The sequence below is a fragment of the Roseibium sp. MB-4 genome (assembly GCF_053005265.1).
Genome location: NZ_JBRKQB010000001.1, coordinates 1,967,423 through 1,992,056, shown reverse-complemented (window position 1 = coordinate 1,992,056; position 24,634 = coordinate 1,967,423). Strand labels below are relative to the sequence as shown.

The following is a 24,634-nucleotide window of genomic DNA, read 5'->3' as shown; positions in this document are numbered from 1 at the left end:
GTTCGAGGCGCTACCGAGAGGCAGCGAAACCTGAGTCCGCTTAAACGCGATTTGCTTTAACGGCTGTCGGGTCTCTGCGCCGATCAGATCGCAGCAAGTTGTTCCTCAGTCCTTTGTAATCAGATGATTTGAATATCCGATGCGTCCAACTGCGAAACGGAAACGCCAAGCAGGGTGATCGACAGGCTGTCTGAGAAACGGAAAACGACCCCGGCATCGGTGTCCGCGGCGACGGCCAGGATTTCGGTAGATGATGAGAAACCTGCGACCCCGATTTGAAGGACGTCACCGTTGCGGTTACTGGTGCTGAAATCAGTTACTGTGTCCGATCCGAAGGCTCCGTCAAAGACATAGGCGTCGCTGCCGCGCCCGCCATTGAGGGTGTCGTTGCCCGTGCCGCCGACCAGCACGTCATTGCCATCGCCGCCATAAAGTAGGTCGTTTCCGGCCTGGCCGAACAGGACATCGTTTCCGTCCTGTCCCTCCAACTGATCGTCTCCGCCGGCGCCGTCCAGAACGTCATTGCCGCGATTGCCCAAGATCAGGTCTCGCTCTTCCGAACCGACCAAAGCATCATCCCTATTGGTCCCGCCGAGGCGGTCGTAAGCCAGCATCACGTTGTCCTGAATGGACCGGATGTCCGTGTTGCGCTCGATCACGTCGGCCAGCGTGGTAGACCACAGAGCGTCAATCTGAGCCTGAGGTAGATCCAGGCCCTGGCTCCAGAAGGGATCCCCGTCGCGCAACCGCAAAAACTGATCAAGGAGGATCGTCGCGAACAATTCTCCGACGAAGCCGCTGCCCGAGGGGTCTTCGGCAAGTCCGCCGATCCAGGCATCGACCTGATCGACGGATCCGTAAACGCCGGCCAGTTTTGCGGCCAATGTGGCATCCGACGTTATATCCGAGAAGTCAGCTGCGCGTTGCAAGCCGAGGGACTCGCGAAGGTCGTTGTAGCTGGCGACCCCAAGATCCCGGCCGCGCTCGATGTTCAAGGCGGCGAGATCAAGCCCGCCAGACCCTGGAGCGCCAAACAGGAAGGAGCGCACATCCTCTACGATGTGTGTGTCCAACTCTTGCGCCATGCCGTCTGCAAGTCCGCGCAGAAGGGGGTCGATGCCCCCATTCTCTGCAATCTCTGACGGGTTGAAAAACGCTTCACTCAAAGAGAGATTTCCGGCAGCGATGGTGTCGCCATCCCGGTCCAACCTTTGAATGCTGGATGACAAGAGACTGTGGCCAAAGCGGAAAGCGGCAGTTGCAAATTCGACCGAAATGCCAGGATTTACGTCTGGATTGTACCCGGCGTAATCCGTGATGGCATCCTCTCCCAAGAGGAGTGGCAGAAACTCATTATAGGTGATTGCCTGGATTTCAGCTTCAATGATGATCCGGGCTGCGTCATAGAGTTCATCCGAGCTCATGCTTGGGTCCTGGCGGGCCAGCCGGTCCACCCAGAGGTTATGCTCGCGGGCAAACAGGGTGTGCATGGATGTCAGAGCGACATTTTCCGCTGCGCGCACTTCGCCGGCCAACACGCCACCTGTTTCCGTTTCGATGAGGAGGTTGTTGTCCGTCAGGAGCAACGTTCCACCGTCGCCGCGCAGCGAGGCGGCAGTTTCGGCATCTGATCCGTAAACCATGGAGGCATCGATAAAAGCGGTGATTTCATTGCTGTATTGCCGGTCAGACGTGGCTCCGGTTCCATCAACAAATCCCGCGCGTGTAAACGGTATGACCGCTTCACCCGTTCCGGTTGGGTCAAAGTCGCTGTCGCCAGCAGGGACAACAATCGGCGCGAATTCAAATCCCTCGCTGCCGGTCAGTGTGATGTCATGATCGATGAATTGGCCCCAGACCCAGAACATGTCACTTAGGCCAAACGAATTGGGCATATCTTCAGTTTGCTGCGCAACGGCGTTGCTGATCGCGCGCGCGTTCGGAAGGTCAGTTGCGACGGAGCCGATGCCGTCTGTGTAGTTCGCATCTGTTAAGCGCAGCATTTGCTGGCCGACAGATCCCCAGTCGATGTTGGTCTCATGACTTGAGGATCCGTCAATGGACCGGGTTTCAAGAGCCGCGACAAGGTTTGCCTGAATCTGCGCCAAAGCGTTTGGCGCGTTTTGCTGGTTTTGTGGCTGATCCGGGTTTTGCTGATCGCGACGTTGATCTTGATTGGACCGAGGCATCTCAGGCTCCTGATTTTATTGTTGGATGGGACGGAACGTGCGGTATCGTCAAAACGCCAGTGCACGCGGCGTTTGGTCGAATGCGAGGAACTGCTGTTGCTTTGGAATGGTGAGGTGAGCGGACGTGGATCGCACGAATGAACGGCAATCGCAGCGCCGGGCTGCGAGCTGGCTGGTGTCGTTGGTTTGTGTTGCGGCCTTGCAATAAAAATCGCAAGGCAATGACCTCCGGTACGGAGCAACATACCGCTCGTCCCCCAGTCTGGAGTCCACCACACCCAGATTTATGCACGCCCTACTGGAACAACCCTTCGGAACAGGATTCATTCCGTTGGCCATGAAAAAATGCTAAGTTAGAAAGGCTTTGAGGACTGCGGGAATTGGGCGCCGCATCCCAGAGCATCACGCGACAGGCGGTCGTGATAGGCGCATGAATTCGAGTGCCCATTAAGACTTGCTCAGTGGTGTGCGGTTAAGAAGCAATCGAACCGCAATTAATTCAGCGAACAATATTGCATACCATTGTATACTGAATTATGTAGTGCGCAGCGAGCTTACCCGGCGAGCCAGCAAATGTGCGACCCGGCGACTAAGCGATATCCAACTTCAAGACGCCGGGGTCCTTATGAGTCTCTACACTGAATATCTCGCCGAGATCGAAACGCGCAAAGAGCAGGGCTTGCATCCCAAGCCAATCGAAGACGGAGCTCTGGTTGCCGAGCTGATCACGCAGATCAAGGACGCTGGCAACGAACACCGCGACGACTCGCTCAAATTCTTCATCTACAACACCTTGCCCGGAACGACGAGCGCTGCTGGCGTCAAGGCAAAGTTCCTTAAGGAAATCATTCTGGGCGGGGTCAACGTTCCGGAAATCACACCTGCCTTTGCCTTCGAGCTGTTGTCCCACATGAAAGGCGGCCCGTCCGTGGAGGTCCTTTTGGATCTCGCCCTTGGCAACGATGAGGCAATCGCGAAGGACGCTGCCGAAGTCCTGAAGACCCAGGTGTTCCTGTATGATGCAGATACCGATCGCCTGAAAGAAGCCTATGAGGCCGGCAACGAAATCGCCAAGGAAATCCTGGAAAGCTACGCACGCGCCGATTTCTTCACGACGCTTCCTGACCTGGACGAAGAGATCAAGGTTGTGACCTACATCGCCGCCGAAGGTGATATCTCAACCGATTTGCTTTCGCCGGGCAATCAGGCGCACTCGCGTGCCGACCGTGAACTGCACGGCAAGTGCATGATTTCAGAGAAAGCGCAGAAAGAAATCGAAGCGCTGAAGCTGCAGCATCCGGGCAAGCGCGTGATGCTGATTGCCGAAAAGGGCACCATGGGTGTCGGCTCGTCCCGCATGTCCGGTGTCAACAACGTGGCCCTTTGGACCGGCAAACAGGCAAGCCCATATGTGCCGTTTGTCAACTTTGCTCCGATTGTTGCCGGCACCAACGGTATTTCTCCGATCTTCCTGACAACAGTCGGCGTGACCGGCGGCATCGGTGTCGATCTGAAAAACTGGGTCAAGAAACTCGGCCCGGACGGCAATCCGATCCTGAACAACGATGGCAACCCGGTGCTGGAGCAGAAGTATTCTGTCGAAACCGGCACGGTCCTGACCATCAACACGAAGAAGCAAAAACTATTCAATGAGGCTGGCGATGAAGAGCTGGTCGACATGTCTTCTTCTTTCACGCCGCAAAAGATGGAGTTCATGAAGGCCGGTGGGTCGTACGCCATCGTCTTCGGCAAGAAGCTGCAGACATTGGCCGCGGAAACGCTTGGCATCGAAACACCGCCGGTCTTTGCACCGTCCAAGGAAGTGTCTCACGAAGGCCAGGGCCTGACTGCCGTTGAAAAGATCTTCAACAAGAACGCAGTCGGCTCCACACCTGGCAAGGTTCTTCATGCCGGCTCAGACGTCCGCGTTCGGGTCAACATTGTCGGCTCGCAGGACACCACCGGTCTGATGACTTCCCAGGAACTGGAAGCCATGGCCGCAACGGTGATTTCTCCGCTCGTCGACGGTGCGTATCAGTCCGGCTGTCACACAGCATCTGTTTGGGATCTGAAGGCTCAGGCCAACACGCCGCGCCTGATGTCATTCATGCACAAGTTTGGTCTGATCACCGGCCGTGATCCGAAGAACGTCTACCACCCGATGACGGACGTCATTCACAAGGTGCTGAATGACATCACGGTTGATGACTGGGACATCATCATCGGCGGTGACAGCCACACCCGCATGTCCAAGGGCGTTGCCTTTGGCGCGGACTCCGGAACCGTGGCGCTGGCGCTCGCGACCGGTGAGGCGTCCATGCCGATCCCGGAAAGCGTGAAGGTCACGTTCAAGGGTTCCATGAAGGATCACATGGACTTCCGCGATGTCGTGCACGCAACCCAGGCCCAGATGCTGAAGCAGCATGGCGACAACGTCTTCCAGGGCCGCATCATCGAAGTGCATATCGGTACGTTGCTGGCAGACCAGGCGTTCACTTTCACCGACTGGACTGCGGAAATGAAGGCCAAGGCCTCCATCTGTATCTCCAACGATGAAACCCTGATCGGATCTCTTGAGCTTGCCAAGGGCCGCATCCAGACCATGATCGACAAGGGCATGGACAACGATGCCAAGGTTCTGCAGGGCCTGATCGACAAGGCAGACAAGCGCATTGGCGAAATCAAGTCTGGCGAAAAACCGGCGCTGACCCCGGATGCCGATGCGAAGTATTTCGCTGAAGTCGTTGTCGATCTGGATGAGATCGATGAGCCGATGATCGCGGACCCGGACGTCAACAACGCCGATGTTTCCAAGCGGTACACGCACGACACGATCCGTCCTGTGTCCTTCTACCACGGCGAAAAGAAAGTCGACCTCGGCTTCGTCGGGTCCTGCATGGTGCACAAGGGCGACATCAAGATCGTTGCTCAGATGCTCAAGAACCTGGAAAAGTCGCAAGGCAAGGTCGACTTCAAGGCACCGCTTGTTGTGGCTGCTCCGACCTACAACATCATCGATGAGTTGAAGGAAGAGGGTGACTGGGACGTTCTGCAGAAGTACTCCGGCTTTGAGTTCAATGACAACGCGCCGAAGACTGCAGCCCGGACCGAGTACGAGAACATCCTGTACCTTGAGCGTCCCGGCTGTAACCTCTGCATGGGCAACCAGGAAAAGGCTGCCAAGGGCGATACCGTTCTTGCCACATCGACCCGCCTGTTCCAGGGCCGTGTGGTTGCGGACTCCGAGACCAAGAAGGGCGAATCCCTGCTCGCCTCGACACCGGTCGTGGTGCTGTCTGCGATCCTAGGCCGGACACCGACCATGGACGAGTACAAGGAAGCGGTTGAAGGCATCAACCTGACCAAGTTCGCTCCGCCGCTGCAGAAGCCGCTGGATTCAAAGTCGGTCCACTTTTAAGCGAGAGAGACACTCAGGCAGCCGGTTTGCCGGCTGACAAATCAAATACGAAAAGGGCGGCAGAGATCTCTGCCGCCCCTTTTTATGCCTTCCAGTCGCCGATGCCATGCCACCACTGATTAATCAGGCCCAGGCTCAAAGCGGGGTAGGGGGTGCCAGGATCGGGGTCCTCGGGGTGCGGGAGTGCGCCATGTGACTGAAGAACTCTGAGACTCGTTAGGAAATCGCGCATGCGGTTTGTAATTTGCCGGATCTCGTCCGGGGTTTTCGCAACAGACCCGCTGGTAGGCCGATAAAACTGCTCCCACTGCCGGTAAAGCGCATGGCCGAGTTCAATGACCTCCTGCTCGCCATGCGGTTCGAGGCCGAGGCACATTTTGATGATTTTTGTTGCTGGGCCTTTGCCGTCTGTGAAACCGGGTGTCACCGATGGGCCTCTTTTCTGTTCTTTTTCTTGGGTGTCCGACATCTGTCATGCCTGCAGCGTGTAAAACCTGTTGGACGGCAGAGCCTCTCCCTTTTGAGAACAAAAGGGACATTTTAGAGGCGCTGAGAGTTTTGGTTTGGGACGTTTTGGTTACCTGGCAACGTTTGAGTCGCCAAGCAGGCCTTTAGGTGGCAAAGCTGCCGTTGGGTGAAGCAATGGCTTTTTTCAATTCAGGACGAGATCATCCAACGGCTTGTTCGGCCAAAGTGATGGCTTCCAAAGCCGAGAGAGCGACGAAATCAGCTCCCATGTTCTGGAAGCTGTCTGGATGCGTCAGGACAGCAGCACCGCCAATGACGATCTTGGTATTGCCGGTCGCGGCTTCCGACCGGCACCGTTGAATGGCTTCCATGCAGTCATTGGCCTCTTCGAGACGTCCGACCGACAAACCAAGCATGTCATACGGCCTGGCAGACAAGCGCATATACATGGTGTCACCGATTTCCATATCGGCGCCGCCATCGACGATCCATCCAAGGTCCCGGAAACACATTCTCACCAGGTTCACGCCGAGCGTATGTTTGGTCCCGTGCGACCGCGCCAGCAAGATCCGTTTGGCCGACGTTGGTACGGATGGCTGAGGCCCGGCATGGGTCAGATGATTGACGATGTTGCTCAACCGTGTTGAAGCCACGGCAACCTGCATGAAATCGGCATCATCGGTGCACCAGTAGTTGCCAAGCTCGGTTGCGATCGGGCAAAGCAAGTGTATGGCCAGTGTCTGAAGCGGGATATTGGTCTGGACAAGTTCCTCGATCAGATCCCGGTGGTGGCGAGGGTCCGGGTCGATCAGTGATTTCAGGAACGGCACGCGGTAGGAAATAGCAACATCCATGGACGGCATTTGCCGTGCCCGCTCATCCAGTTCGGGATGCAAACGAAGATCGAGACCCGAAACCGGGTTCCCGTTCACAATTAGTTTTGCAGCCTTTGGATGAAGCGCTCCGACCAAACCGGACACTTGCCCACGCACAGTCGTCTCCAGAACGGTGAGGTCCTGCAGAGACAAATTGGCAGCATCGTCTGCCTTCAACGTCTGGCCATTGCCAGCAAGGTCCGACGGGGTCTTGTTTTTTTCCGTCTGTCGCTCGCTGTCGTCTTTATAGGCCAATTCCCCCTCCCGATGTCTCGGCCTAGGCGGTCAAGCTCCTCCAAGCAAAAGATCGTACTATACAACCTTTCCCCCGCCAATTGAGATCATCTATTCGTCTCTGCAATAATAAGTGCCGGTCTTCAACGGTCCTCCGCATGGTGCGTCCACATGGGGCGATCTTGTATTCGGGTGGTCCCGCCTCCGAGTGTTGCCCGTGACCCGTGACCCATGCGTGACAGGGTCACACGCACGAGATCGGCGATCTGGCGGGCATTCAGCCCGGCTTCATTATACATTTCCCAAGGCGATGCTTGCGAAATGAACGTATCGGGCAGTGTCATCGTGCGTACGCCGCAGCGTCCATCCAGTAGGCCTTGGTCTGCAAGGTGATGCAAAACGAGGGCCCCAAAGCCGCCGGTCGCGCCTTCTTCGACTGTCACCAGCAGCTCATGGGTTTCAACAAGGTCCTCAATCAACTCCGTATCGAGTGGTTTGGCAAAGCGGGCATCGGCGACCGTGACGGATATGCCGAGTGCGGACAAAAGCGCTCGGGCTTCGAGGCATTGTTCCAGCCGTCCGCCGAAAGACAACAGCGCGGCTGTGTGCCCGATGTCGACGATCCGGCCTTTTCCGATCGGCAGGGCAACCGGTTGAACGGGAAGTTGTGCGCCCGTTCCTTCACCGCGCGGGTACCGGAAAGCAATGGGGCCAAGGTCGTGTTCGGTCGCTGTCTTGACCATGTTGACCAGTTCCGCTTCGTCAGCGGCGGCCATCACCGTGAAATTCGGCAAATTTGCCAGGAAACCGATATCAAAGGCTCCGGCGTGGGTGGCGCCGTCGGCGCCGACAAGACCTGCACGATCAATGGCAAAACGAACGGGAAGGTTTTGCAGGGCGATGTCATGGACGACCTGATCATAGCCGCGCTGCAGGAAGGTGGAATAGATCGCGCAGAACGGCCGCATACCGCTGGCGGCAAGCCCTCCGGCAAAGGTCACTGCATGTTGCTCTGCGATCCCGACATCGAAACTGCGATCCGGAAATTGTTTTCCAAACAGGTCAACACCAGTTCCCTCCGCCATGGCGGCAGTGATGGCGATAACCCGGTCATCCTGCCGGGCTTCCTCAATCAAAGCGTTGGCAAAGACCTTGGTGTAGCTCGGCGCCTTTGGAACGGACTTTGACTGTTTTCCAGACGGAACGTCGAACTTCGAAACACCGTGATATTTGTCGCTTGCCGCTTCTGCGTGCACATAGCCGGCCCCCTTGCGTGTGATGGCATGCAAGACAACAGGGCCGGTGCCGTCTTCTTTCAACTGGCGCAATGTCTCCAAGAGAGTCGGAACATCATGCCCGTCGACGGGGCCATGATAGGCAAATCCCATGTTCTCAAAGAAGCTGCGTTCCCGCTGGACTGTATCGGATTGGGCGAGGGTGTTGAGATGATCCGATAATGCGCCTGTCGGCGGGGAAATCGACATGTTGTTGTCGTTCAGGATGACGATCATGCGGCTGTTGAGGTGGCCGGCGTTGTTGAACCCCTCATAGGCCATCCCGGCTGTCATTGCGCCGTCGCCAATGACACAGACGACATGACCGTCCTTGCCTTCAAGATCCCGAGCAACGGCAAATCCAAGCCCGGCAGAGATCGATGTGGAGGAGTGGGCAGCCCCGAATGGATCGTACGGACTTTCGCTGCGTTTCGTGAAGCCGGAGAGGCCGTCCTTTTTGCGCAAGGTCCGCATTCTATCACGCCGGCCGGTCAGGACTTTGTGCGGGTAGCACTGGTGGCTTACGTCCCAAATCAGGGTGTCGTCCGGCGTGTCGAACACTGCGTGGATGGCGACTGTGAGTTCGACAACGCCAAGACCAGATCCCAGATGGCCGCCGGTTTCTGACACGATATCAATAACATCTGTCCGAAGTTCATCAGCAAGTTGGGCGAGTTCACCGTCACTGAGGCTTTTCAGGTCTCCTGGCGTGTGGATGGTATCCAGCAATGGGGTTGCGGATGTCCTGTTGGAGCTCATTGCGTTTCCTCCACCGCATGGTTCCGTCTTTCTGGTGTTGCCAAGCTGTGACCAGCTTCACGTACGACCAGTAGACACTGATGTCGTTAGGGTATTCTCGGGGATCTTGGTTGATGTGTAAACTTTTTTTTACACGTGAGGTTCGAAAATATGTCGTCAAAGTTGACAGTTAATGCGGGGCGCGGCACGTTTTTGGGCTCTCATGAGCAAAGCGGTGGTGGGCTTGTTTTCCTGCCAGGTGCCCTTTAATCCAGTGTGACTGTTCGCAAATGCTCCGCAGTTCGTCATTGCGGAACCCGCGTTTCTATCTATTGCAGGGTCTAATCCCCCGGAACGGAGCCTTTGATGGCCATCGCAGTTTTTATTGGTGTCGTTTTTCTGGCTGCGGCCAGTGGTGCCGTGTTCAAACCAGGGCCGTGGTACGAGGAGCTGCGAAAGCCGAGCTGGACACCGCCAAACTGGGCTTTCCCGGTGGTCTGGACACTTCTTTACATCATGATCGCCTATGCTGGCTGGAGTGTCTGGTCCAAGGTTGGTTGGTCGTTGCCGATCGCATTCTGGGCCTTGCAGATCGTGCTCAATGCGGCTTGGTCCTGGTTGTTCTTCGGACTGCGGCGCATGGATCTGGCGCTTGTTGATGTCGGTCTTCTCTGGTTGGCAATTGCAGGGTTTATTGTCACTGCGTGGCCTGTTTCACCGATCGCAGCGCTGCTTTTCGTGCCTTATCTTGCCTGGGTGACAACTGCCGGATTGCTCAATCGAGCCGTCCAGCAACTGAACCCGGAAGTCTAAACACGCAATCGCGTGATCAGGTCCCATATGTGGGCGATCAGTGCGAGGCTTAGAAATGACAGCACAAGAAACAGGGCATCGCCGCGCAGGGCAAATCCGAGCGCGGCCATCAGGCAGCTTCCGGCAAGGACATTGCCGAGCAACAACTTGAATCGCTCGCCAGGTGCGTTCGAAAACCTGCAAAGAACCGCGAACTCTATCCAAAGAAACAGAACCGCGCCGAACGGCAACCATCCGGACTGTAGCCAGGTCAAAAGCAGGTTCATTTCTGGCTGGCCGGCAGACCTGCAAGTTGTGCCAGATCCTTGAAGAAGACCCGGATATGGCCGAGCGGATCGCGGCGGACCAGACGCTTGTTCAGATAAGATTCCCAGGTCAGGCGCTGGACGTCCGGGTCGGCGCACATCGTCACAAACCGCTCCCGCAAACCGTCACTGCGGTACCAGACCGCCTGCATGATGCCAAGAATGAAAAAGATACGGCCATGTTCCGCCATGAACCGGCGCCGGGCTTGGCGCAAAGCGGATGCTTGGCCGGTCGCAAGGCACTCAGCAACGGCATCGGCACTCAGGTTGCCGCACAGCATTGCGTAGTAGATGCCTTCGCCGGATGATGGGGCAACGGTGCCAGCGGCATCGCCGGCAAGAAGGACATTCTGTCCGTTGTCCCACCGCCGCATTGGTTTGAGGGGCAGCGGAGCCCCTTCGCGCCGGATCGTCCGTTGTCCGGTCAACCCTGCACGGTCGCGCAAGTCCGACGTGGCATCCCTGAGATTATGCCCCTTGACCGCGGAGCCGCAGCCGACGGACGTTTGTCCCCCATGCGGGAAGACCCAGCCATAGAAGTCCGGAGAAATCCGGCCATCATAAACAACATCGCAGCGGTCGCGCTGAAAGGCGTCTGGGTCCGGAGCTTCCGGGCTTTCCACGATCTCGTGATAGGCAAAAACGTACGGCGGCTTCTTTTTCGCTGGGAACATCAACCGCCTGACAGCGGAATTGGCGCCATCTGCACCAATTACCATGCGCGCATTGAGGTGTTCCGTTGTTCCAGGATGCTCTGGATCGGTCCCGTCTACTTTCAGGTCCAGGCTTCCGTTCGACGCTGTGTCCATGCCAGCCAGCTTGCCTCTGACAAATCGGGCACCCGCCTGTTCAGCCCGGCCGCGCAGATATGGATCAAAGGTTTCCCGGTCGACCATGCCCACAAATCCAATATCGCCAATGCGCATTTCCACCGCATTCCCCGACGGGGCAATGACACGTGCCGCATTGGCCCGGGCCACCAGCAGGTCTTCAGAGATCTCAAAGTCTTTCAGGGCGCGGGACGGGATTGCCCCCCCACAGGGTTTGATCTTGTTGTCCGGGTCGACCAGAACAACAGAATGACCGGATCGCGCCAAGCGCTCCGCAGCGATCGCACCACAAGGACCACCTCCAATGACAGCAACATCAAAATTCGATTTCATTGCAGGCTCCCTGGTGTGAGGTTTTGCGCCTATTCGGCGGGCACCGCTGATGGTTCCCGGTGTACGGGCAAACGAGGTTTGGCAACTTGACCGCCGCCGATCCGCAACGCGATGGCCGCAGACATGAGGAACAAGACGGCTTCCATTGAAAAGACGATTGCAAAAGCGGTGCTGTCCTGGGCCGTCGCCCATCGCCCGAGGGTCAAGGCGATCGTGCCGGCCAGTCCTCCAAGGCCGAAGGAGATGGCCTGAGCTGCGCCCCAAACGCCCATCCGCATGCCTTCGTTGGCTTTTTTTCCGGCGCCCGCGAGAATCATCATGGTGCCAATGGCCGCAACGGCGAACGCGCCATTCATGAAACCGAGTACGAAGATGTTGACCTCAAGCGGCCAGGCCGGTGCAAATGATGCCGAGACCGCAAGACAGGCGAGCGCCACGCCCGAACCGACACAGCCGGTGACAATGAACATCTTCATCAGGCCGGGCTTGCGTTTTGAAAACAGCCATCCGGCGATCCCGACAAGTGCCATGCCCGCAAAGATACCGCCGTGTTGCGTTCCAGACAGCTTTGTTGTCTCGCCCGGAGACATGCCGAACAACAAGCCGGCAAACGGTTCCAGGATCAGGTCTTGTGTGGAATAGGCCAGCATCGACAGGAAGATGAACACGGTCAAAAGGCGCGCTTCCGGATCGCTCCAGACTTCGCGCACACTTTCGCGGAAACTGCCCGGTTTCTCGCGGCCAGTCTCGCCCACCATGGTCGGTTTGCGTTCAATTCCGGCAACTGCGATGGCCGACAGAACCAGAACCGCAACACCGGTGAGGGCGGTGACTGTAACAAGTCGGAGATGCGAATAAGGTTCAAGGTTGATCCCGGTGACAATTGAAGTCACCACGATGCCGGCAATCATCAGCATCCAGGTGATCGTGGCTGCCGATGCCCGGCGTTCCGGTGCCGTTTTGGTCGCAATCAACGTGAGTAGGGATGTGCCGCTTGCCCCGATGCCGACCCCGATAAGCGCGTAGGCGAGAAGCGCCGCTGCCAAGCCGGCTGCAAAGCTGATCTCGAAAAGAAATGTGGTTGCCGCGGCTGCTGTCCCACTTACGGCGAGAAGCGCCAAACCGCCCAGGATCCAATGGGTTCGCGAGTTTCCAATATCCGACCGGTGCCCCCACAAGGGTCTGGAGATCTGCACGCCGTAGTGGAGCCCGACAAGCAAGCCAGGAATAACGGCTGCCAGGGCCAACTCGACGATCATGACCCTGTTCAGCGTAGAGTTGGTGAGAACCACAATGGCGCCCAGTGACGCCTGTACAAGCCCAAGACGCAAAATCGAGATCCAGCTCAGCCCTTTGACCGCTGTGGAGTTTTGCTGATTGGCGTCTCCCCGACCGAACATGGGGATCTCCCTTTTAATAAGCCTAAGAGATGGCTGGCACCAAAGTGCGCAGTCCAAATGCTGTGATCATCATTCCTGTGACGTAGAGCCCGACACCGATGGCCGAGTACCAAACTGCAAATCGCACGGGATTGCGGGCAAAGCGAACCATGCACACCATCTGCAGCAGCAGAACAATAAGGATTCCCAAGGCATAGACCGGCAGTCCGAGCATCCAGAGTGTCAGGACAACGCCCGCCTGAGCCACGGTCATGACGGCGCAGGCGATGAGGGCTGCGGATCGTTCCCCATGCAGAACGGGAAGGGTCCGGATGCCCATTTCCTTGTCGCCTGCAATCGCCTTGAAATCGTTCAGCGTTAGAATGCCATGGGCACCAAGGCCATAGAGCAAGGCCACGATCCAGATTGGTGTTTCCGGCACAAGGCCGGTCATGGCGGTCGCTGCTGTCAGCCAAGGCAGGGTTTCGTAACTGAAGCCGACAACGCCATTGCCCAGCCAGCCGTTTTGCTTGAAGCGGAAGGGCGGCGCGCTGTAGGCCCAGGCAAAGGCAAGACCGAGAAGCGCTGCTGCAAAGATGAAGGAACCCATCAGTCCGGCGACAGCCAGCGAGAGCGCCGACATGATGATAGAGATATAAAGACCCCAGTGTCCTGGCATCCGGCCGGACGGGATCACCCTGTCCGGTTCGTTGATCGCATCAACATGTCTGTCGAACCAGTCGTTCACCGCCTGGCTGGTGCCGCACAAAAGCGGGCCGGCCAAGAGGACGCCGAGCACGATGAACCCCAAACGCCCATCCATCCCGTGACCTGTGGAGATCGCACCGCACGCATAGGCCCACATCGGCGGAAACCAGGTGATCGGCTTGAGCAAAGCGACGATCGCGCCGGGCATGGGCCAGTTGGCCTGTGGTGTTTGGCGGGTGAGTTCCATACCAAACATGCTAGGCGTCGCCCTAAAAAGTGTCAATTAAAACTGACACATTGCGCGGCTATAATATGTGACTGTAAATGAGAGTTGACGGGTGCTCGAAAACTTCAACTGCCGGGACGGTAGTTTTCGAGCCCGTGCCGGCGCAGTTTGATGTAGAGGCTTTGACGTGAGAGGCCCAGGATCTCGGCCGCGCTGGCGCGGTTGTTGTTGGTCTGGTCAAGGGCGGCTTCAATGCAGATCCGCTCAACAACGTCCAGTGACTCCCGGATCAGCTCCTTCAAGGGCACTTTGCCAACGAGGCTCGCAAATCCTTCGGCCTGATCTGGTGTCGCAGGCGGCGGCAAGGTCATTTTACCGGCGCTGGCCGCTTGAGGAATAACCAGAAGCTGTGTGGTGTCGGTCTCTTTGTTGTAATGGGCGGAGAGACTGACATCCTGACCCTCCCCGAGCGTATCGGTCAGAACAGAAGAGAACCCGCTGAGGGTCTTTTCGTCCCGGACGCGGGTGAAGAGAACACTTAATTCGACGGTGGATTTGCCGAGCCAGTTTGACACATTTCGTCCGACCACTTGATTGAGGGTCGGTGCATGAACACGGTCCAGAAACAGAGTATTTGCCGACAAAACCGTGCCTTCGCCATCAATCGTCAACGCGGCTTCGGGCAGAAGTTCCAGATCAACGCGGGCGCCATTGAGATGATCGCTGGAGCGTTTAGCATCACCCCTGTCCGTTTCCTGGGAATTCTCCAGGGTAATGACCAGGTTTGTGGTGCCGTGTTCCCGGTAGGCGCGCAGTTTTGCGTCGAAGGTACTTCCTGCGCTGCTGTGAAGGTTGGCAAGCTGGACTGGTTCACCGCTATGGCGGGCTTCACCAATCGCATCTGCAAGACGTTCCCGGTCCTCTTTCTTAAAGAGGTCCCGCATCGCCTTTCCGGTTAGATTGCCGGAAGCGCCGGTCAAGAGAGATACAGCTGCCGTATTCGCTTCCAGAATTGTTCTTTTTTCACCGTCCAGTACGACATGGGCTGTTTCGGACATCTTGAAGACTGTCCGGTACCGCGCTTCGGCCTGCCGGAGTTCGCGGTAATCGGCCTCCATTGCGATCTGCGCTTCCACCAAACGCTGCTGGTCCAGCATCTGCTGCCGCATTTCGTGTCCGACAACAATGGTGAATGGAAAGTCGTCAGTCCTGCTGGCCGTGTAGGCGACCGGAAGGTCGGGAAGGCCGCTGGCGCTGTGGTTGACCTGATAGCCACGGGCTGGCCGTTTTTTCGCCGGGGCAAGGAGGGCGTCAATTTTCGGAACAGATTCCACGGTTACGCAGTCGCGCAGGGGCTTGCCGACGATGGCCGACAAACCATACGGATCCAGATCGGAGTTGCGGTAATGGAGGCGATTTACGACACCTTTGTCGTCCACCAATGCAACGATATCGGCACCCAATCCGATCAAGGCTGTTAAGGCGTCTGCGCCCAGCAAATCAAGCAAATCAGTCCCAACCCCGATATCTTGCAGCGCGCCATGTGTCGAGGGAGAGGTCATTGGGAATGCCGATCGATGCTGCTTTTTCTTCTTTTTGCATCGCGGCCTTCCTGCGCGGCAAAGTGATTGATTTTTTCCAAATTGTAGAAACTCTCAGCGATTTTTACCGCTGAAAGCGCGCTATCGCAAATACAATCGACGCCCATTTCCACAAGGGGGTCGATAAAGTCAAGGGTAGCAGCACCGCCTGCAATTATGGGTAGTGTTTTGTGGCTGGAATACAATTTGATGTCGTTAATCAGTCGGATTGCGTTGCTTTTCAGGTATGTGGTGCTCCACGCAATGCAGACAACATCAGCTTGAGTCACCACTTTGGCGAACTCGAATTCACTCAGTGATTCGTGCGGAACAACCTGTTGCTGCCATCCAAGTGCCTGAAAAAGGGCGCCAGTGAGGTAGGACATCAGGCTGTGTTGTTCATCAACGGGCAGAAAGATGACGGCGAACGGGGCCTTCGATCCAGAGCGCTCCCGCGCAGCTTCCGTGGTGAGGGCTTGAGCAATGGCTTGCAGCCGGGCTGAAGCGATCGTGACATCGATGAAGCTGGCTGCGTCGCAGCTCCAGTTCTTGCCCAGTTCGCGCGCAACCGCTTCTAAAAGCATGACTTTCATTGCGGTGGGTGGAAGTGCTGCCGGGTTGCCATTTGATCTGAACCTGGAGCGGACTTCCTCGTCCAGAAAGGCAAGATGATCCTGTATGCGGGCATCAGGTGCCAGGATACGTTCGTACATTTCTGCGATAACAGATTTGTAGCGGATGTCGGTTTCAAGACCTGCATCCAGCAGGCCAGATAATTGCTCTGCGGCCATTGCTGCTACTGGTCCTTGGATGAGGTTGCGGAGCGTTGCTTGTTCGCCGCTGTTAAGCCGGGATTTCTTTACCATATTTGCCTGATCAGAAACAAAAATATTGCCGTCGGCAGGCTCTGTCCGGCGGGCGTCCGCGGTTTCAACGGGCAATTCTGTTGTGCCGTTCATCCTCACTTCGCGGTCGGCCTCCCTGGCCTTACGGAAAGGGGTCATGCTCCGGCGTGCGCAATTGTTGCTTTTATTTGCACCTTGAGCCTGCTTAGCATGACTCTCACGTGACGTGATGTAAACAAAAATATACGTCAATCAAAGTTGACACTTTTGCAGTTGCGGCGTTACCCTCACTCATCTGCTGAACCCAATGTCGGGTTCGGGGGGAGGGTTGAATGTCCGTGAGTGGAAACAGGAATTCGATAAAACCCGGTTTTCTTTACACCGAGGAAGAAAGACGCCGCCGTGATGAAACCGTTTGGACACTGGTCCAAGGCGTTCTGGCACCCGTTCAGTTTGTCGTCTTTCTGATCAGCCTTGCTCTTATCGTTGTTTTTTTGATCTCAGGCGAGATGCAGGGCGCAGCCGAGCTCTCCGTCGTGATCAAGACGCTTACGCTCTACGCGATCATGATCACTGGATCGATCTGGGAGAAAGAGGTGTTCGGGTGTTACTTGTTCGCCCGGCCGTTCTTCTGGGAAGACGTCTTTTCCATGTTGGTTCTGGCCTTGCACACGGCCTATCTCGCAGCTCTGTTCACCGAGGCTCTGACTGCCAATCAGCTGATGGCTTTGGCCTTGGCAGCCTATGCAACATATGTGGTCAATGCGGGACAATTCGTCTGGAAACTGCGGCTCGCCCGGCTGGATCAGACAGCCCGCAAGACTGGTCTTGAAAGTGGCGTCCGGTCCGCCGGCGTTAGCGACTTGCAGATCGCGGGAGGTTCTCAATGAACCAGACGTTTTCTGCTGGATGCGGGACAGGGCCGACAATCCGGGAGCGGGGCCAGCACGAAGTTTTTTGCGGCCTGACCTCCATCATCTGGCTGCACCGGAAGGTCCAGGATGCTTTCTTTCTGATCGTCGGATCCCGCACTTGTGCACATCTGATGCAATCGGCGGCTGGGGTCATGATCTTCTCAGAGCCGCGCTTTGCGACCGCGATCATGGAAGAGCGGGATCTTGCCGGCATGGCGGACATGCATGACGAGCTTGATGGCGTGGTCGACAAGCTGCTCGCGCGCCGTCCGGACATCAAAATGCTGGTCCTGGTCGGGTCCTGCCCGTCTGAAGTCATCAAGTTCGATTTGTCCAAGGCTGCTGAGCGGTTGAACCGGGTTCACGCGCCCAAACACCGTGTGCTCTGTTATTCGGGCAGTGGCATCGAGACGACTTTCACCCAAGGCGAGGACAATTTCCTCACCGCGCTTGTGAACGAAGCGCCAGCCTCAAGTCCGCAAAACGAAACCAAACTGATTGTCGCCGGGTGTCTTCCCGATGTTGTTGAGGATCAGTTCGCGCGCCTTTTTCACGACCTTGGTATTGAGGGTGTTCAGTTCCTGCCCGGCCGTTCGAGCGCGGCGATGCCGTCAATCGACCCGGGAACCCGGTTCATTCTGGCTCAGCCCTATCTGGGGGCGACAGCCGCAGCTCTGGAATCGCGCGGCGCTGAACGCATTAATTCCATCTTCCCGCTCGGTGAAGAGGGGACAACGGCCTGGTTTAAGGCGATCGCCGACACTTTCGGTGTACCGGAGGACCGGTTCGAAGCAGCGACAGCCGCGCCGCGCAAACGCGCCAAAGCCGCGCTCCAATCCTATTTGCCTTGGCTTGAAGGACGCAGGATGTTCTTCTTCCCAGATTCTCAGCTCGAGCCTTCGCTGGCACGTTTCCTCCACAGCGAAACGGGAGCGGAAATCATCGAGGTCGGAAGCCCCTACCTTCACCGGGAGCATGCAGCAGGCGAACTTGCACTGCTTCCGCCGGGCAGCGCGATCTCGGAAGGTCAGGATGTTGATCTTCAGATTGATCGCGCCCGTGAGGCGGATCCCGATCTGATTGTCTGCGGTATGGGTCTTGCCAATCCATTTGAAGCGGAAGGCCGTCTGACCAAGTGGTCGATCGAATTCGCCTTCACACCGATCCAGGGCTACGAGCAGGCAGGCGATCTTGCAGAACTCTTCGTGCGTCCGCTGCGGCGCCAGTCCGTTTTGAAATCCGGTCTCGGATTTGAGGAGGGCGCGCCATGCAGCTGAGCATGTGGACCTACGAAGGACCGCCTCATGTGGGCGCCATGCGGGTCGCCGCCTCGATGAAGGATGTGCATTACGTTCTGCACGCGCCTCAGGGCGATACCTATGCCGATCTCTTGTTCACGATGATTGAGCGGCGGGACAGCCGGCCACCTGTAACCTACACAACGTTTCAGGCGCGCGATCTCGGCGCGTCAACCGCCGACATTTTCAAGACGGCCTGTCACGATGCGGTCGATCGGTTCAAGCCGCGTGCCTTGCTGGTTGGGGCATCTTGTACCGCGGAACTCCTTCAGGATGATCCGGGCGGCCTTGCCAAAACACTTGATCTCGACATTCCCGTCGTGCCGCTTGAACTGCCATCCTACCAGAAGAAAGAAACCTGGGGCGCAGCGGAAACGTTTTATCAGCTGGTGCGGGCGTGCGCGTCCAATCGGCAGCGGCCTGAGACCATTCCAGCCAACACCTGCAACATTTTGGGCCCGACATCCCTCGGTTTCCGGAACCGGGACGATGTCCGTGAGATCAAAGCGTTGCTGGAAGAAAACGATCTAGATGTCAGGGTGGTCGCCCCGCTCGGTGCAAGTCCGGAAGATCTGGCCAGACTGCCAGAGGCTGCCTTCAACATCGTGCTTTACCCGGAAATCGCCGATACCGCAGCCCGCTGGCTAAAAAAGGCTTACGGCATGCCGTACATGTCTACGGTGCCGATCGGCGTGTCCGAAACTCGCAGATTTGTCACCGAGGCACGGGCTTTAGCCGGTCTTGAACCGGTCCTGTCATCGTCAGAAAACAAGGACCGTCTCACTTGGTACTCCCGGTCTATCGATAGCACCTACCTGACCGGCAAACGGGTGTTCATCTTCGGCGATGCGACGCATGCAATTGCCGCAGCCCGAATTGCCGCGAACGAACTTGGCTTCGAAGTCTGCGGTCTTGGAACCTACATGCGCGAGTTTGCGCGCGATGTGCGGGCTGCAGCCAAGGAGTACGGCGTTGAGCCGCTGATCACCGATGATCATTTGGTCGTTGAAGATGCCATCATAGAAGCACGCCCGGAGTTGGTGCTCGGCACCCAGATGGAACGCCACATTGCCAAGCGGCTGCGTGTTCCCTGTGCTGTCATTTCATCGCCGGTCCATGTCCAGGATTTCCCGGCGCGGTATTCGCCGCAGATGGGCTTTGAGGGTGCCAATGTCATCTTCGACAGCTGGGTTCATCCGCTGATGATGGGGCTGGAAGAGCATTTGCTGTCCATGTTCCGCGACGACTTTGAATTCAATGACGGGGCGACTGCCTCGCATCTGCATGCCCACAGTCCGGCGGCAGCCTCAAACCAGCAGACAGCACCGGCAGGTACTTCAGCGGAAGACCAGATCACCTTGCCAGCGAGCGCAACGCTCTGGACTGACGAAGCTGAAAAGGAACTCAAGAAAGTCCCGTTTTTTGTGCGCGGCAAGGCGCGGCGCAACACCGAGAGCTTTGCCGCTGACAATGGCATTCACCCGATAACCGTGGAGACGTTATACGATGCGAAAGCGCACTTCGCCCGATAACGACCTCCCGATCCGGGTGGTCTTTGTTACGCTCGACAATCATGTCGCAGCTGCCGTCGATGATGCGCGCAGGGCTTTGCAAACAGAGATGCCGGGTCTGACCTTCACGGTGCATGCGGCAACCGACTGGGCGGACAATCCGGACAAGCTGGCCCGCTGCCGTGACGCCATCCGGGCAGGCGACATCATCGTTGTTTCGATGATCTTCGTCGAAGAACACGTGAAGGCGATCGCGGACGTTCTGGAAGAACGGCACCTTGAGTGTGACGCCATGGTCTGCTGCATGTCCGCCGGCACGATCATGAAGTATACGGCCATGGGCCGCTTCCGCATGAGCGGTGAGCAAAAAGGGCCGCTTGCGCTTTTGAAGAAACTGCGCGGCAGCAGCTCCAACAGTGGCAAGGAGAGCGGCAAAACGGCCGGCGAGCGCCAGATGGCGATGCTCCGCCGGTTGCCCAAGTTTTTGAAATACATCCCGGGCACCGCCCAGGATGTCCGCAACTATTTCCTGACCCTGCAGTACCGGATCGCGGCGTCGGACGAGAACATCGCCAACATGGTCCGCCTGCTGGTCGGTAAATATGCCGCCGGCGAACGGAAATCGTTGCGTTCGGCGGTCGCGGCAAAGCCACCGAGTGACTACCCAGATATGGGGCTCTATCACCCGCGCACCGAACCGCGGATTACGACCCAAAAGAGCGATCTCGCGACCGTCAAAGCGGCGAATGGTACGGTCGGGCTCCTGCTTCTGCGAACTTACATTCTGTCCGGTGACACCGGCCATTATGACGTGGTCATCTCGGCGCTGGAGGCGCGCGGGCTGAATGTCGTTCCGGTGTTCTGTTCCGGTCTCGATATGCGGTCCGCGATCGAAACCTACATGACGGATGCCAATGGCAAGCCAACGGTCGACGCACTGTGTTCGCTGACCGGCTTCTCGCTTGTCGGTGGCCCGGCCTACAGCGATGCAGCTGCGGCCGCGGAAACCCTTCAAAAGCTTGACGTTCCTTATCTGTCAGCCTGCGTGACCGAATTCCAGAGCCGCGAGGGATGGCAGGCCTCAACGCAAGGGCTTACGCCGATTGAAACCACCTTGATGGTTGCGATCCCCGAGCTGGATGGTGCCGTCGGATCCATGGTGATCGGTGGCCGCAGCGGATCGGACGCCAATGGCAAGAGCTGCATTTGCGCCCGGCAGCTTGGAACATGCCCGTCTGGCCGGTCTTGCATGCGGCCGGATGATGAACGTGTCGGTCTGCTTGCCGACCGGATCGCGGCAATGACCAAGCTGCGCCAGACCCCACGGTCAGACCGCAAGATCGCAGCCACCTTGTTCAATTACCCGCCCAACGGCGGCAACATCGGAACCGCGGCTTTCCTGTCCGTTTTTGAAAGCCTCCTGGAGACGATGAAGCGCTTGAAAGCGGAAGGCTATGATGTCGATGTGCCTGCCGATGTTGAGACGCTTCAGAACATGATCCTCAAGGGCAACTCGGACCGCTATGGCACCGAGGCCAACGTCCATGTGACTGTTTCTGCAGATGATCATGTCCGTCAGGAAAAGTTTCTGAGCGAGATCGAAAATCAGTGGGGACCGGCACCAGGGCGCATTTTGAGCAACGGCCGTGGGATCCACATTCTCGGACGTCAGTTCGGCAATCTGCTGATCGCTCTCCAGCCGTCCTTCGGCTACGAGGGCGATCCGATGCGGCTCTTGTTTGAAGGCGGGTTTGCTCCGAACCATGCCTTTGCCGCGTACTACACGTATCTCCGCGAAACGTTTGCTGCCGATGCTGTTCTGCATTTTGGAACGCATGGTGCGTTGGAGTTCATGCCGGGCAAACATACCGGACTGTCCGGCTCCTGCTGGCCGGATCGGTTGCTGGGCGCTTTGCCCAACTTCTATTTCTACGCGGCCAACAATCCGTCCGAAGGTTCGATCGCCAAACGCCGGTCTGCCGCAACGCTTGTGTCCTACCTCACCCCATCAATCACGGAAGCCGGTCTCTACAAGGGCCTGAACAGCCTAAAAACCAGCCTTGATCAGTACCGGTCCATGGCGCCTGAAGCCAGAGGCGAGCGCGAACGTCTTCTGGACGTGATCCGCGTTCAAGCCGACGAACTCGATCTCACGGGCAAAACGGCGGAGCTATCCGAAGACCAATTTATTCAGCATCTGGTCGCGGCCATCACCGAAACCGAATACGCGCTGATCCCCCACGGCCTGCACATTGCGGGACGCGGTATGGATACGACCGAGCGCGCCGAAATGCTCGCGAAGATGGCTCTGAGTGTCGAGACAGGGGCAGGCTTTATCGCCGACCCGGAGCTGTGTCAGGTCATTGCCAATCGAGATCGCGATGCCCTGGCTGCGGCATCGGACACCCTCGACGAAGAGGCAAAGTCTGTTGTCCAAAAACTCGTCCAGATCGATCAGGACTTATCAGACAATCGGGAACTTGACGGCCTGGTACAGGCACTTGATGCGCGCTTCCTACCGCCAGCCCCATCTGGCGATTTGTTACGCACGCCGGATCTCCTGCCAACCGGCCGCAACATTCACGGCTTTGACCCGTTTGGTATTCCAAGCAAGTTCGCGCTTGAAGATGGCGCCCGCCAGGCGGCCCTCATTCTGGAACGGTATTTGGAGACCGATGGCAAACTGCCAGAGACCGTTGCGATCGTTTTGTGGGGCACAGACAATCTGAAAACCGGTGGTGCACCGCTGGCGCAGGCCATGGCGCTCATGGGCGCGCGGCCGCGGCTAGATTTCTACAACCGCGTCTGCGGCGCTGAACTGATCCCGCTTGAAGAGCTAAACCGGCCACGCATCGATGCCGTGATGACCCTGTCCGGCATTTTCCGCGATCTTTTGCCGATCCAGGCGAGCATGCTAGCTGAAGCAAGTTATCTGGCGGCCACGGCGGATGAGCCCGTTGAGCAGAATTTCATACGTAAACATGCACTTGCCTATTGCAAGGCCAATGGCTGCGATCTGGAAGAGGCGGCCTATCGCGTCTTTTCCAATGCGGACGGCACCTACGGGTCCAACGTCAATATGTTGATTGCCTCATCGGCCTGGACCGATGACGAGGAAATCGCAGAAACCTACACGAACCGGAAAAGCTTTGCGATAAGCCGCAAGGGCAAGACCAGCCGCCAGACCGAACTTCTCGATTCTGTTTTGGCAGATGTCGACATGGCCTATCAAAACCTGGAATCGGTCGAAATCGGCGTCACCACGATTGAGCATTATTTCGACACGCTTGGCGGGCTTTCAAAAGCCGTCTCAAAGGCCAAGGGCGGCGCGAAACTCCCCGTTTACATTTCCGATCAGACCCAAGGTGAAGGCAAGGTTCGCTCCATCGACGAGCAGGTCGCGTTGGAAACCCGGACCCGGACCCTCAATCCGAAATGGTATGAGGGTATGCTCCAGCACGGCTATGAGGGTGTGCGGCACATCGAAGCCAATGTCACAAACACCTTTGGCTGGTCGGCAACAACCGGCGGCGTTGAGCCCTGGGTCTATCAGAAAATCACGGAAACCTACGTGCTTGACGAGGCGATGCGCCGGCGGCTCGCCGATCTCAATCCGGCCTCTGCGGCACGGGTCGCGGCAAGGCTCATGGAAGCGCACGAACGCAACTACTGGCAACCGGACGAAGAAACGCTCGAGGCTCTGCGCCGGGCGGGTGAAGAACTGGAAGACCGGCTGGAAGGCCTGGCAACGGAGGCAGCCGAATGAACATCTACACCCATCCGAAGACAGCCGCACAAGAGGCGAAAACCGCTCAGAAGCTCCGGGAGCGCGCGGATGGCGACGGCAGCGTCCAGGTTCATCTTGATCCGACGATGGAAATCGACGGCGCCAAAGTTTTTGCGATTTACGGCAAGGGCGGCATTGGCAAGTCGACCACCTCGTCCAACCTGTCTGTGGCTTTCTCCAAGATCGGCAAGCGGGTTTTGCAGATCGGCTGCGATCCGAAACACGACAGCACCTTTACGCTGACAAAAAGCCTGATCCCGACCGTGATCGACATCCTGGAGCAGGTTGATTTCCACACCGAGGAACTGCGTCCGGAAGACTATATGGTCGAGGGATTCAATGGGGTTCAGTGCATTGAGGCCGGCGGGCCGCCAGCTGGCACAGGCTGCGGCGGGTATGTGGTCGGTCAAACCGTCAAGCTCTTAAAGGAACATCATCTTCTGGATGATACCGATGTGGTGATCTTCGATGTCCTTGGGGACGTTGTTTGCGGCGGTTTTGCCTCTCCGCTTCAACACGCCGAAAGGGCGGTTGTTGTCGCGGCCAACGACTTTGATTCCATCTTCGCGATGAACCGGATCGTGGCCGCAATCAAGGCAAAGGCGAAAAACTACGAGGTGCGCCTCGGCGGTGTCATCGCCAACCGGTCCCGCGAAACAGACCAGATCGACCGGTACAATGAGAGCGTTGGTCTGAAGCGTCTCGCCCACGTACCGGATTCCGATCATGTGCGCCTGAGCCGCCTCAAAAAAAGCACGCTCTTTGAAATGGGCGACAGTCCTGAAATCGCAGCCATCCAGAACGAGTACCTCCAGCTCGCAGAGCAACTTTGGGCGGGGACAGAGGCCCTTCAGGCTGAACCCATGAAAGACCGGGAAATCTTTGAATTTCTCGGCTTTGAATAAGAAG

General features: G+C 57.3%; 17 protein-coding genes. 7 read left to right on the top strand and 10 right to left on the bottom strand.

Annotation, left to right across the window (positions count from 1 at the left end; all coding sequences use genetic code 11):
* Nucleotides 1-119 precede the first annotated feature (119 nt).
* Complete coding sequence (locus tag ACVDG4_RS09235; RefSeq protein WP_447234832.1) at nucleotides 120-2,189, bottom strand: peroxidase family protein; 2,070 nt, start codon at nucleotides 2,187-2,189, stop codon at nucleotides 120-122.
* Nucleotides 2,190-2,814: 625 nt separating this feature from the next.
* Here ACVDG4_RS09235 and ACVDG4_RS09230 point away from each other — a divergent pair.
* On the top strand, nucleotides 2,815-5,607 hold the full coding sequence (locus ACVDG4_RS09230) for a bifunctional aconitate hydratase 2/2-methylisocitrate dehydratase (RefSeq protein WP_447234831.1): 2,793 nt from the start codon (nucleotides 2,815-2,817) through the stop codon (nucleotides 5,605-5,607).
* Between the two features lie 82 nt (nucleotides 5,608-5,689).
* Here the strand turns inward: ACVDG4_RS09230 and ACVDG4_RS09225 are convergent, their stop codons facing one another.
* From ACVDG4_RS09225 to ACVDG4_RS09215, 3 genes are all read right to left on the bottom strand, one after another.
* Nucleotides 5,690-6,076 (bottom strand): hypothetical protein, encoded by a 387-nt coding sequence (locus tag ACVDG4_RS09225; protein ID WP_409689579.1) that lies wholly within the window; start codon nucleotides 6,074-6,076, stop codon nucleotides 5,690-5,692.
* 199 nt (nucleotides 6,077-6,275) lie between these two features.
* Entirely contained in the window at nucleotides 6,276-7,205 is a 930-nt protein-coding gene (locus ACVDG4_RS09220) for a cobalamin B12-binding domain-containing protein (RefSeq protein ID WP_447234830.1), read from the bottom strand.
* A gap of 122 nt (nucleotides 7,206-7,327) precedes the next feature.
* Complete coding sequence (locus ACVDG4_RS09215) at nucleotides 7,328-9,217, bottom strand: 1-deoxy-D-xylulose-5-phosphate synthase (RefSeq protein WP_447234829.1); 1,890 nt, start codon at nucleotides 9,215-9,217, stop codon at nucleotides 7,328-7,330.
* Between the two features lie 345 nt (nucleotides 9,218-9,562).
* Between ACVDG4_RS09215 and ACVDG4_RS09210 the strand changes: the two genes are divergently transcribed.
* The gene (locus ACVDG4_RS09210; RefSeq protein WP_447234828.1) at nucleotides 9,563-10,009 is read left to right on the top strand and encodes a TspO/MBR family protein; all 447 of its coding nucleotides are present in this window, start codon (nucleotides 9,563-9,565) and stop codon (nucleotides 10,007-10,009) included.
* Here ACVDG4_RS09210 and ACVDG4_RS09205 read toward each other — a convergent pair.
* The 6 genes from ACVDG4_RS09205 to ACVDG4_RS09180 all read right to left on the bottom strand — a co-directional run bounded on the left by ACVDG4_RS09205 (nucleotide 10,006) and on the right by ACVDG4_RS09180 (nucleotide 16,329).
* Nucleotides 10,006-10,275: a hypothetical protein gene (locus ACVDG4_RS09205; RefSeq protein WP_447234827.1), complete on the bottom strand. Its 270-nt coding sequence runs from the start codon at nucleotides 10,273-10,275 to the stop codon at nucleotides 10,006-10,008. The two genes, ACVDG4_RS09210 and ACVDG4_RS09205, sit on opposite strands and share 4 nt — an antisense overlap.
* Nucleotides 10,272-11,477 carry a geranylgeranyl diphosphate reductase gene (locus ACVDG4_RS09200; protein WP_447234826.1) on the bottom strand — a complete coding sequence of 402 codons (1,206 nt, stop codon included), beginning with the start codon at nucleotides 11,475-11,477 and terminating at the stop codon, nucleotides 10,272-10,274. Before ACVDG4_RS09200 ends, ACVDG4_RS09205 begins: the two co-directional genes overlap by 4 nt.
* Nucleotides 11,478-11,506: 29 nt before the next feature.
* The gene (locus ACVDG4_RS09195) at nucleotides 11,507-12,877 is read right to left on the bottom strand and encodes a BCD family MFS transporter (RefSeq protein WP_447234825.1); all 1,371 of its coding nucleotides are present in this window, start codon (nucleotides 12,875-12,877) and stop codon (nucleotides 11,507-11,509) included.
* A gap of 22 nt (nucleotides 12,878-12,899) precedes the next feature.
* Nucleotides 12,900-13,820 (bottom strand): chlorophyll synthase ChlG, encoded by a 921-nt coding sequence (gene chlG, locus ACVDG4_RS09190; RefSeq protein ID WP_447234824.1) that lies wholly within the window; start codon nucleotides 13,818-13,820, stop codon nucleotides 12,900-12,902.
* A 95-nt stretch (nucleotides 13,821-13,915) separates the two neighbouring features.
* Nucleotides 13,916-15,352, bottom strand: coding sequence for a transcriptional regulator PpsR (gene ppsR / locus ACVDG4_RS09185; protein WP_447234823.1), 1,437 nt, complete (start codon nucleotides 15,350-15,352; stop codon nucleotides 13,916-13,918).
* Entirely contained in the window at nucleotides 15,349-16,329 is a 981-nt protein-coding gene (locus tag ACVDG4_RS09180; RefSeq protein ID WP_447234822.1) for a cobalamin-binding protein, read from the bottom strand. Before ACVDG4_RS09180 ends, ppsR begins: the two co-directional genes overlap by 4 nt.
* Before the next feature lie 218 nt (nucleotides 16,330-16,547).
* Here ACVDG4_RS09180 and bchF point away from each other — a divergent pair, with 218 nt between their 5' ends.
* Genes bchF through bchL form a run of 5 tightly spaced genes read left to right on the top strand, consistent with a single transcriptional unit; the run spans nucleotide 16,548 to nucleotide 24,630 of the window.
* Nucleotides 16,548-17,105 (top strand): 2-vinyl bacteriochlorophyllide hydratase, encoded by a 558-nt coding sequence (gene bchF, locus ACVDG4_RS09175; protein WP_209177044.1) that lies wholly within the window; start codon nucleotides 16,548-16,550, stop codon nucleotides 17,103-17,105.
* Entirely contained in the window at nucleotides 17,102-18,406 is a 1,305-nt protein-coding gene (locus tag ACVDG4_RS09170; protein WP_447234821.1) for a ferredoxin:protochlorophyllide reductase (ATP-dependent) subunit N, read from the top strand. The genes bchF and ACVDG4_RS09170 overlap by 4 nt, the downstream gene beginning before the upstream one ends.
* Nucleotides 18,397-19,959 (top strand): ferredoxin:protochlorophyllide reductase (ATP-dependent) subunit B, encoded by a 1,563-nt coding sequence (bchB, locus tag ACVDG4_RS09165; protein WP_409689609.1) that lies wholly within the window; start codon nucleotides 18,397-18,399, stop codon nucleotides 19,957-19,959. Before ACVDG4_RS09170 ends, bchB begins: the two co-directional genes overlap by 10 nt.
* Nucleotides 19,934-23,704: a magnesium chelatase subunit H gene (locus ACVDG4_RS09160; protein ID WP_447234820.1), complete on the top strand. Its 3,771-nt coding sequence runs from the start codon at nucleotides 19,934-19,936 to the stop codon at nucleotides 23,702-23,704. Before bchB ends, ACVDG4_RS09160 begins: the two co-directional genes overlap by 26 nt.
* Nucleotides 23,701-24,630: a ferredoxin:protochlorophyllide reductase (ATP-dependent) iron-sulfur ATP-binding protein gene (gene bchL, locus ACVDG4_RS09155; protein WP_447234819.1), complete on the top strand. Its 930-nt coding sequence runs from the start codon at nucleotides 23,701-23,703 to the stop codon at nucleotides 24,628-24,630. The genes ACVDG4_RS09160 and bchL overlap by 4 nt, the downstream gene beginning before the upstream one ends.
* Nucleotides 24,631-24,634 lie beyond the last annotated feature (4 nt).

Coding starts and splice junctions, on each gene's coding strand:
- ACVDG4_RS09230 (WP_447234831.1), top strand. CDS start 2,815: ATGAGTCTCTACACTGAATATCTCGCCGAGATCGAAACGCGCAAAGAG.
- ACVDG4_RS09200 (WP_447234826.1), bottom strand. CDS start 11,477: ATGAAATCGAATTTTGATGTTGCTGTCATTGGAGGTGGTCCTTGTGGT.
- bchL (WP_447234819.1), top strand. CDS start 23,701: ATGAACATCTACACCCATCCGAAGACAGCCGCACAAGAGGCGAAAACC.
- chlG (WP_447234824.1), bottom strand. CDS start 13,820: ATGTTTGGTATGGAACTCACCCGCCAAACACCACAGGCCAACTGGCCC.
- ppsR (WP_447234823.1), bottom strand. CDS start 15,352: ATGACCTCTCCCTCGACACATGGCGCGCTGCAAGATATCGGGGTTGGG.
- ACVDG4_RS09180 (WP_447234822.1), bottom strand. CDS start 16,329: ATGAACGGCACAACAGAATTGCCCGTTGAAACCGCGGACGCCCGCCGG.
- ACVDG4_RS09235 (WP_447234832.1), bottom strand. CDS start 2,189: ATGCCTCGGTCCAATCAAGATCAACGTCGCGATCAGCAAAACCCGGAT.
- ACVDG4_RS09170 (WP_447234821.1), top strand. CDS start 17,102: ATGAACCAGACGTTTTCTGCTGGATGCGGGACAGGGCCGACAATCCGG.
- ACVDG4_RS09215 (WP_447234829.1), bottom strand. CDS start 9,217: ATGAGCTCCAACAGGACATCCGCAACCCCATTGCTGGATACCATCCAC.
- ACVDG4_RS09205 (WP_447234827.1), bottom strand. CDS start 10,275: ATGAACCTGCTTTTGACCTGGCTACAGTCCGGATGGTTGCCGTTCGGC.
- bchF (WP_209177044.1), top strand. CDS start 16,548: ATGTCCGTGAGTGGAAACAGGAATTCGATAAAACCCGGTTTTCTTTAC.
- ACVDG4_RS09210 (WP_447234828.1), top strand. CDS start 9,563: ATGGCCATCGCAGTTTTTATTGGTGTCGTTTTTCTGGCTGCGGCCAGT.
- ACVDG4_RS09195 (WP_447234825.1), bottom strand. CDS start 12,877: ATGTTCGGTCGGGGAGACGCCAATCAGCAAAACTCCACAGCGGTCAAA.
- bchB (WP_409689609.1), top strand. CDS start 18,397: ATGCAGCTGAGCATGTGGACCTACGAAGGACCGCCTCATGTGGGCGCC.
- ACVDG4_RS09160 (WP_447234820.1), top strand. CDS start 19,934: ATGCGAAAGCGCACTTCGCCCGATAACGACCTCCCGATCCGGGTGGTC.
- ACVDG4_RS09225 (WP_409689579.1), bottom strand. CDS start 6,076: ATGTCGGACACCCAAGAAAAAGAACAGAAAAGAGGCCCATCGGTGACA.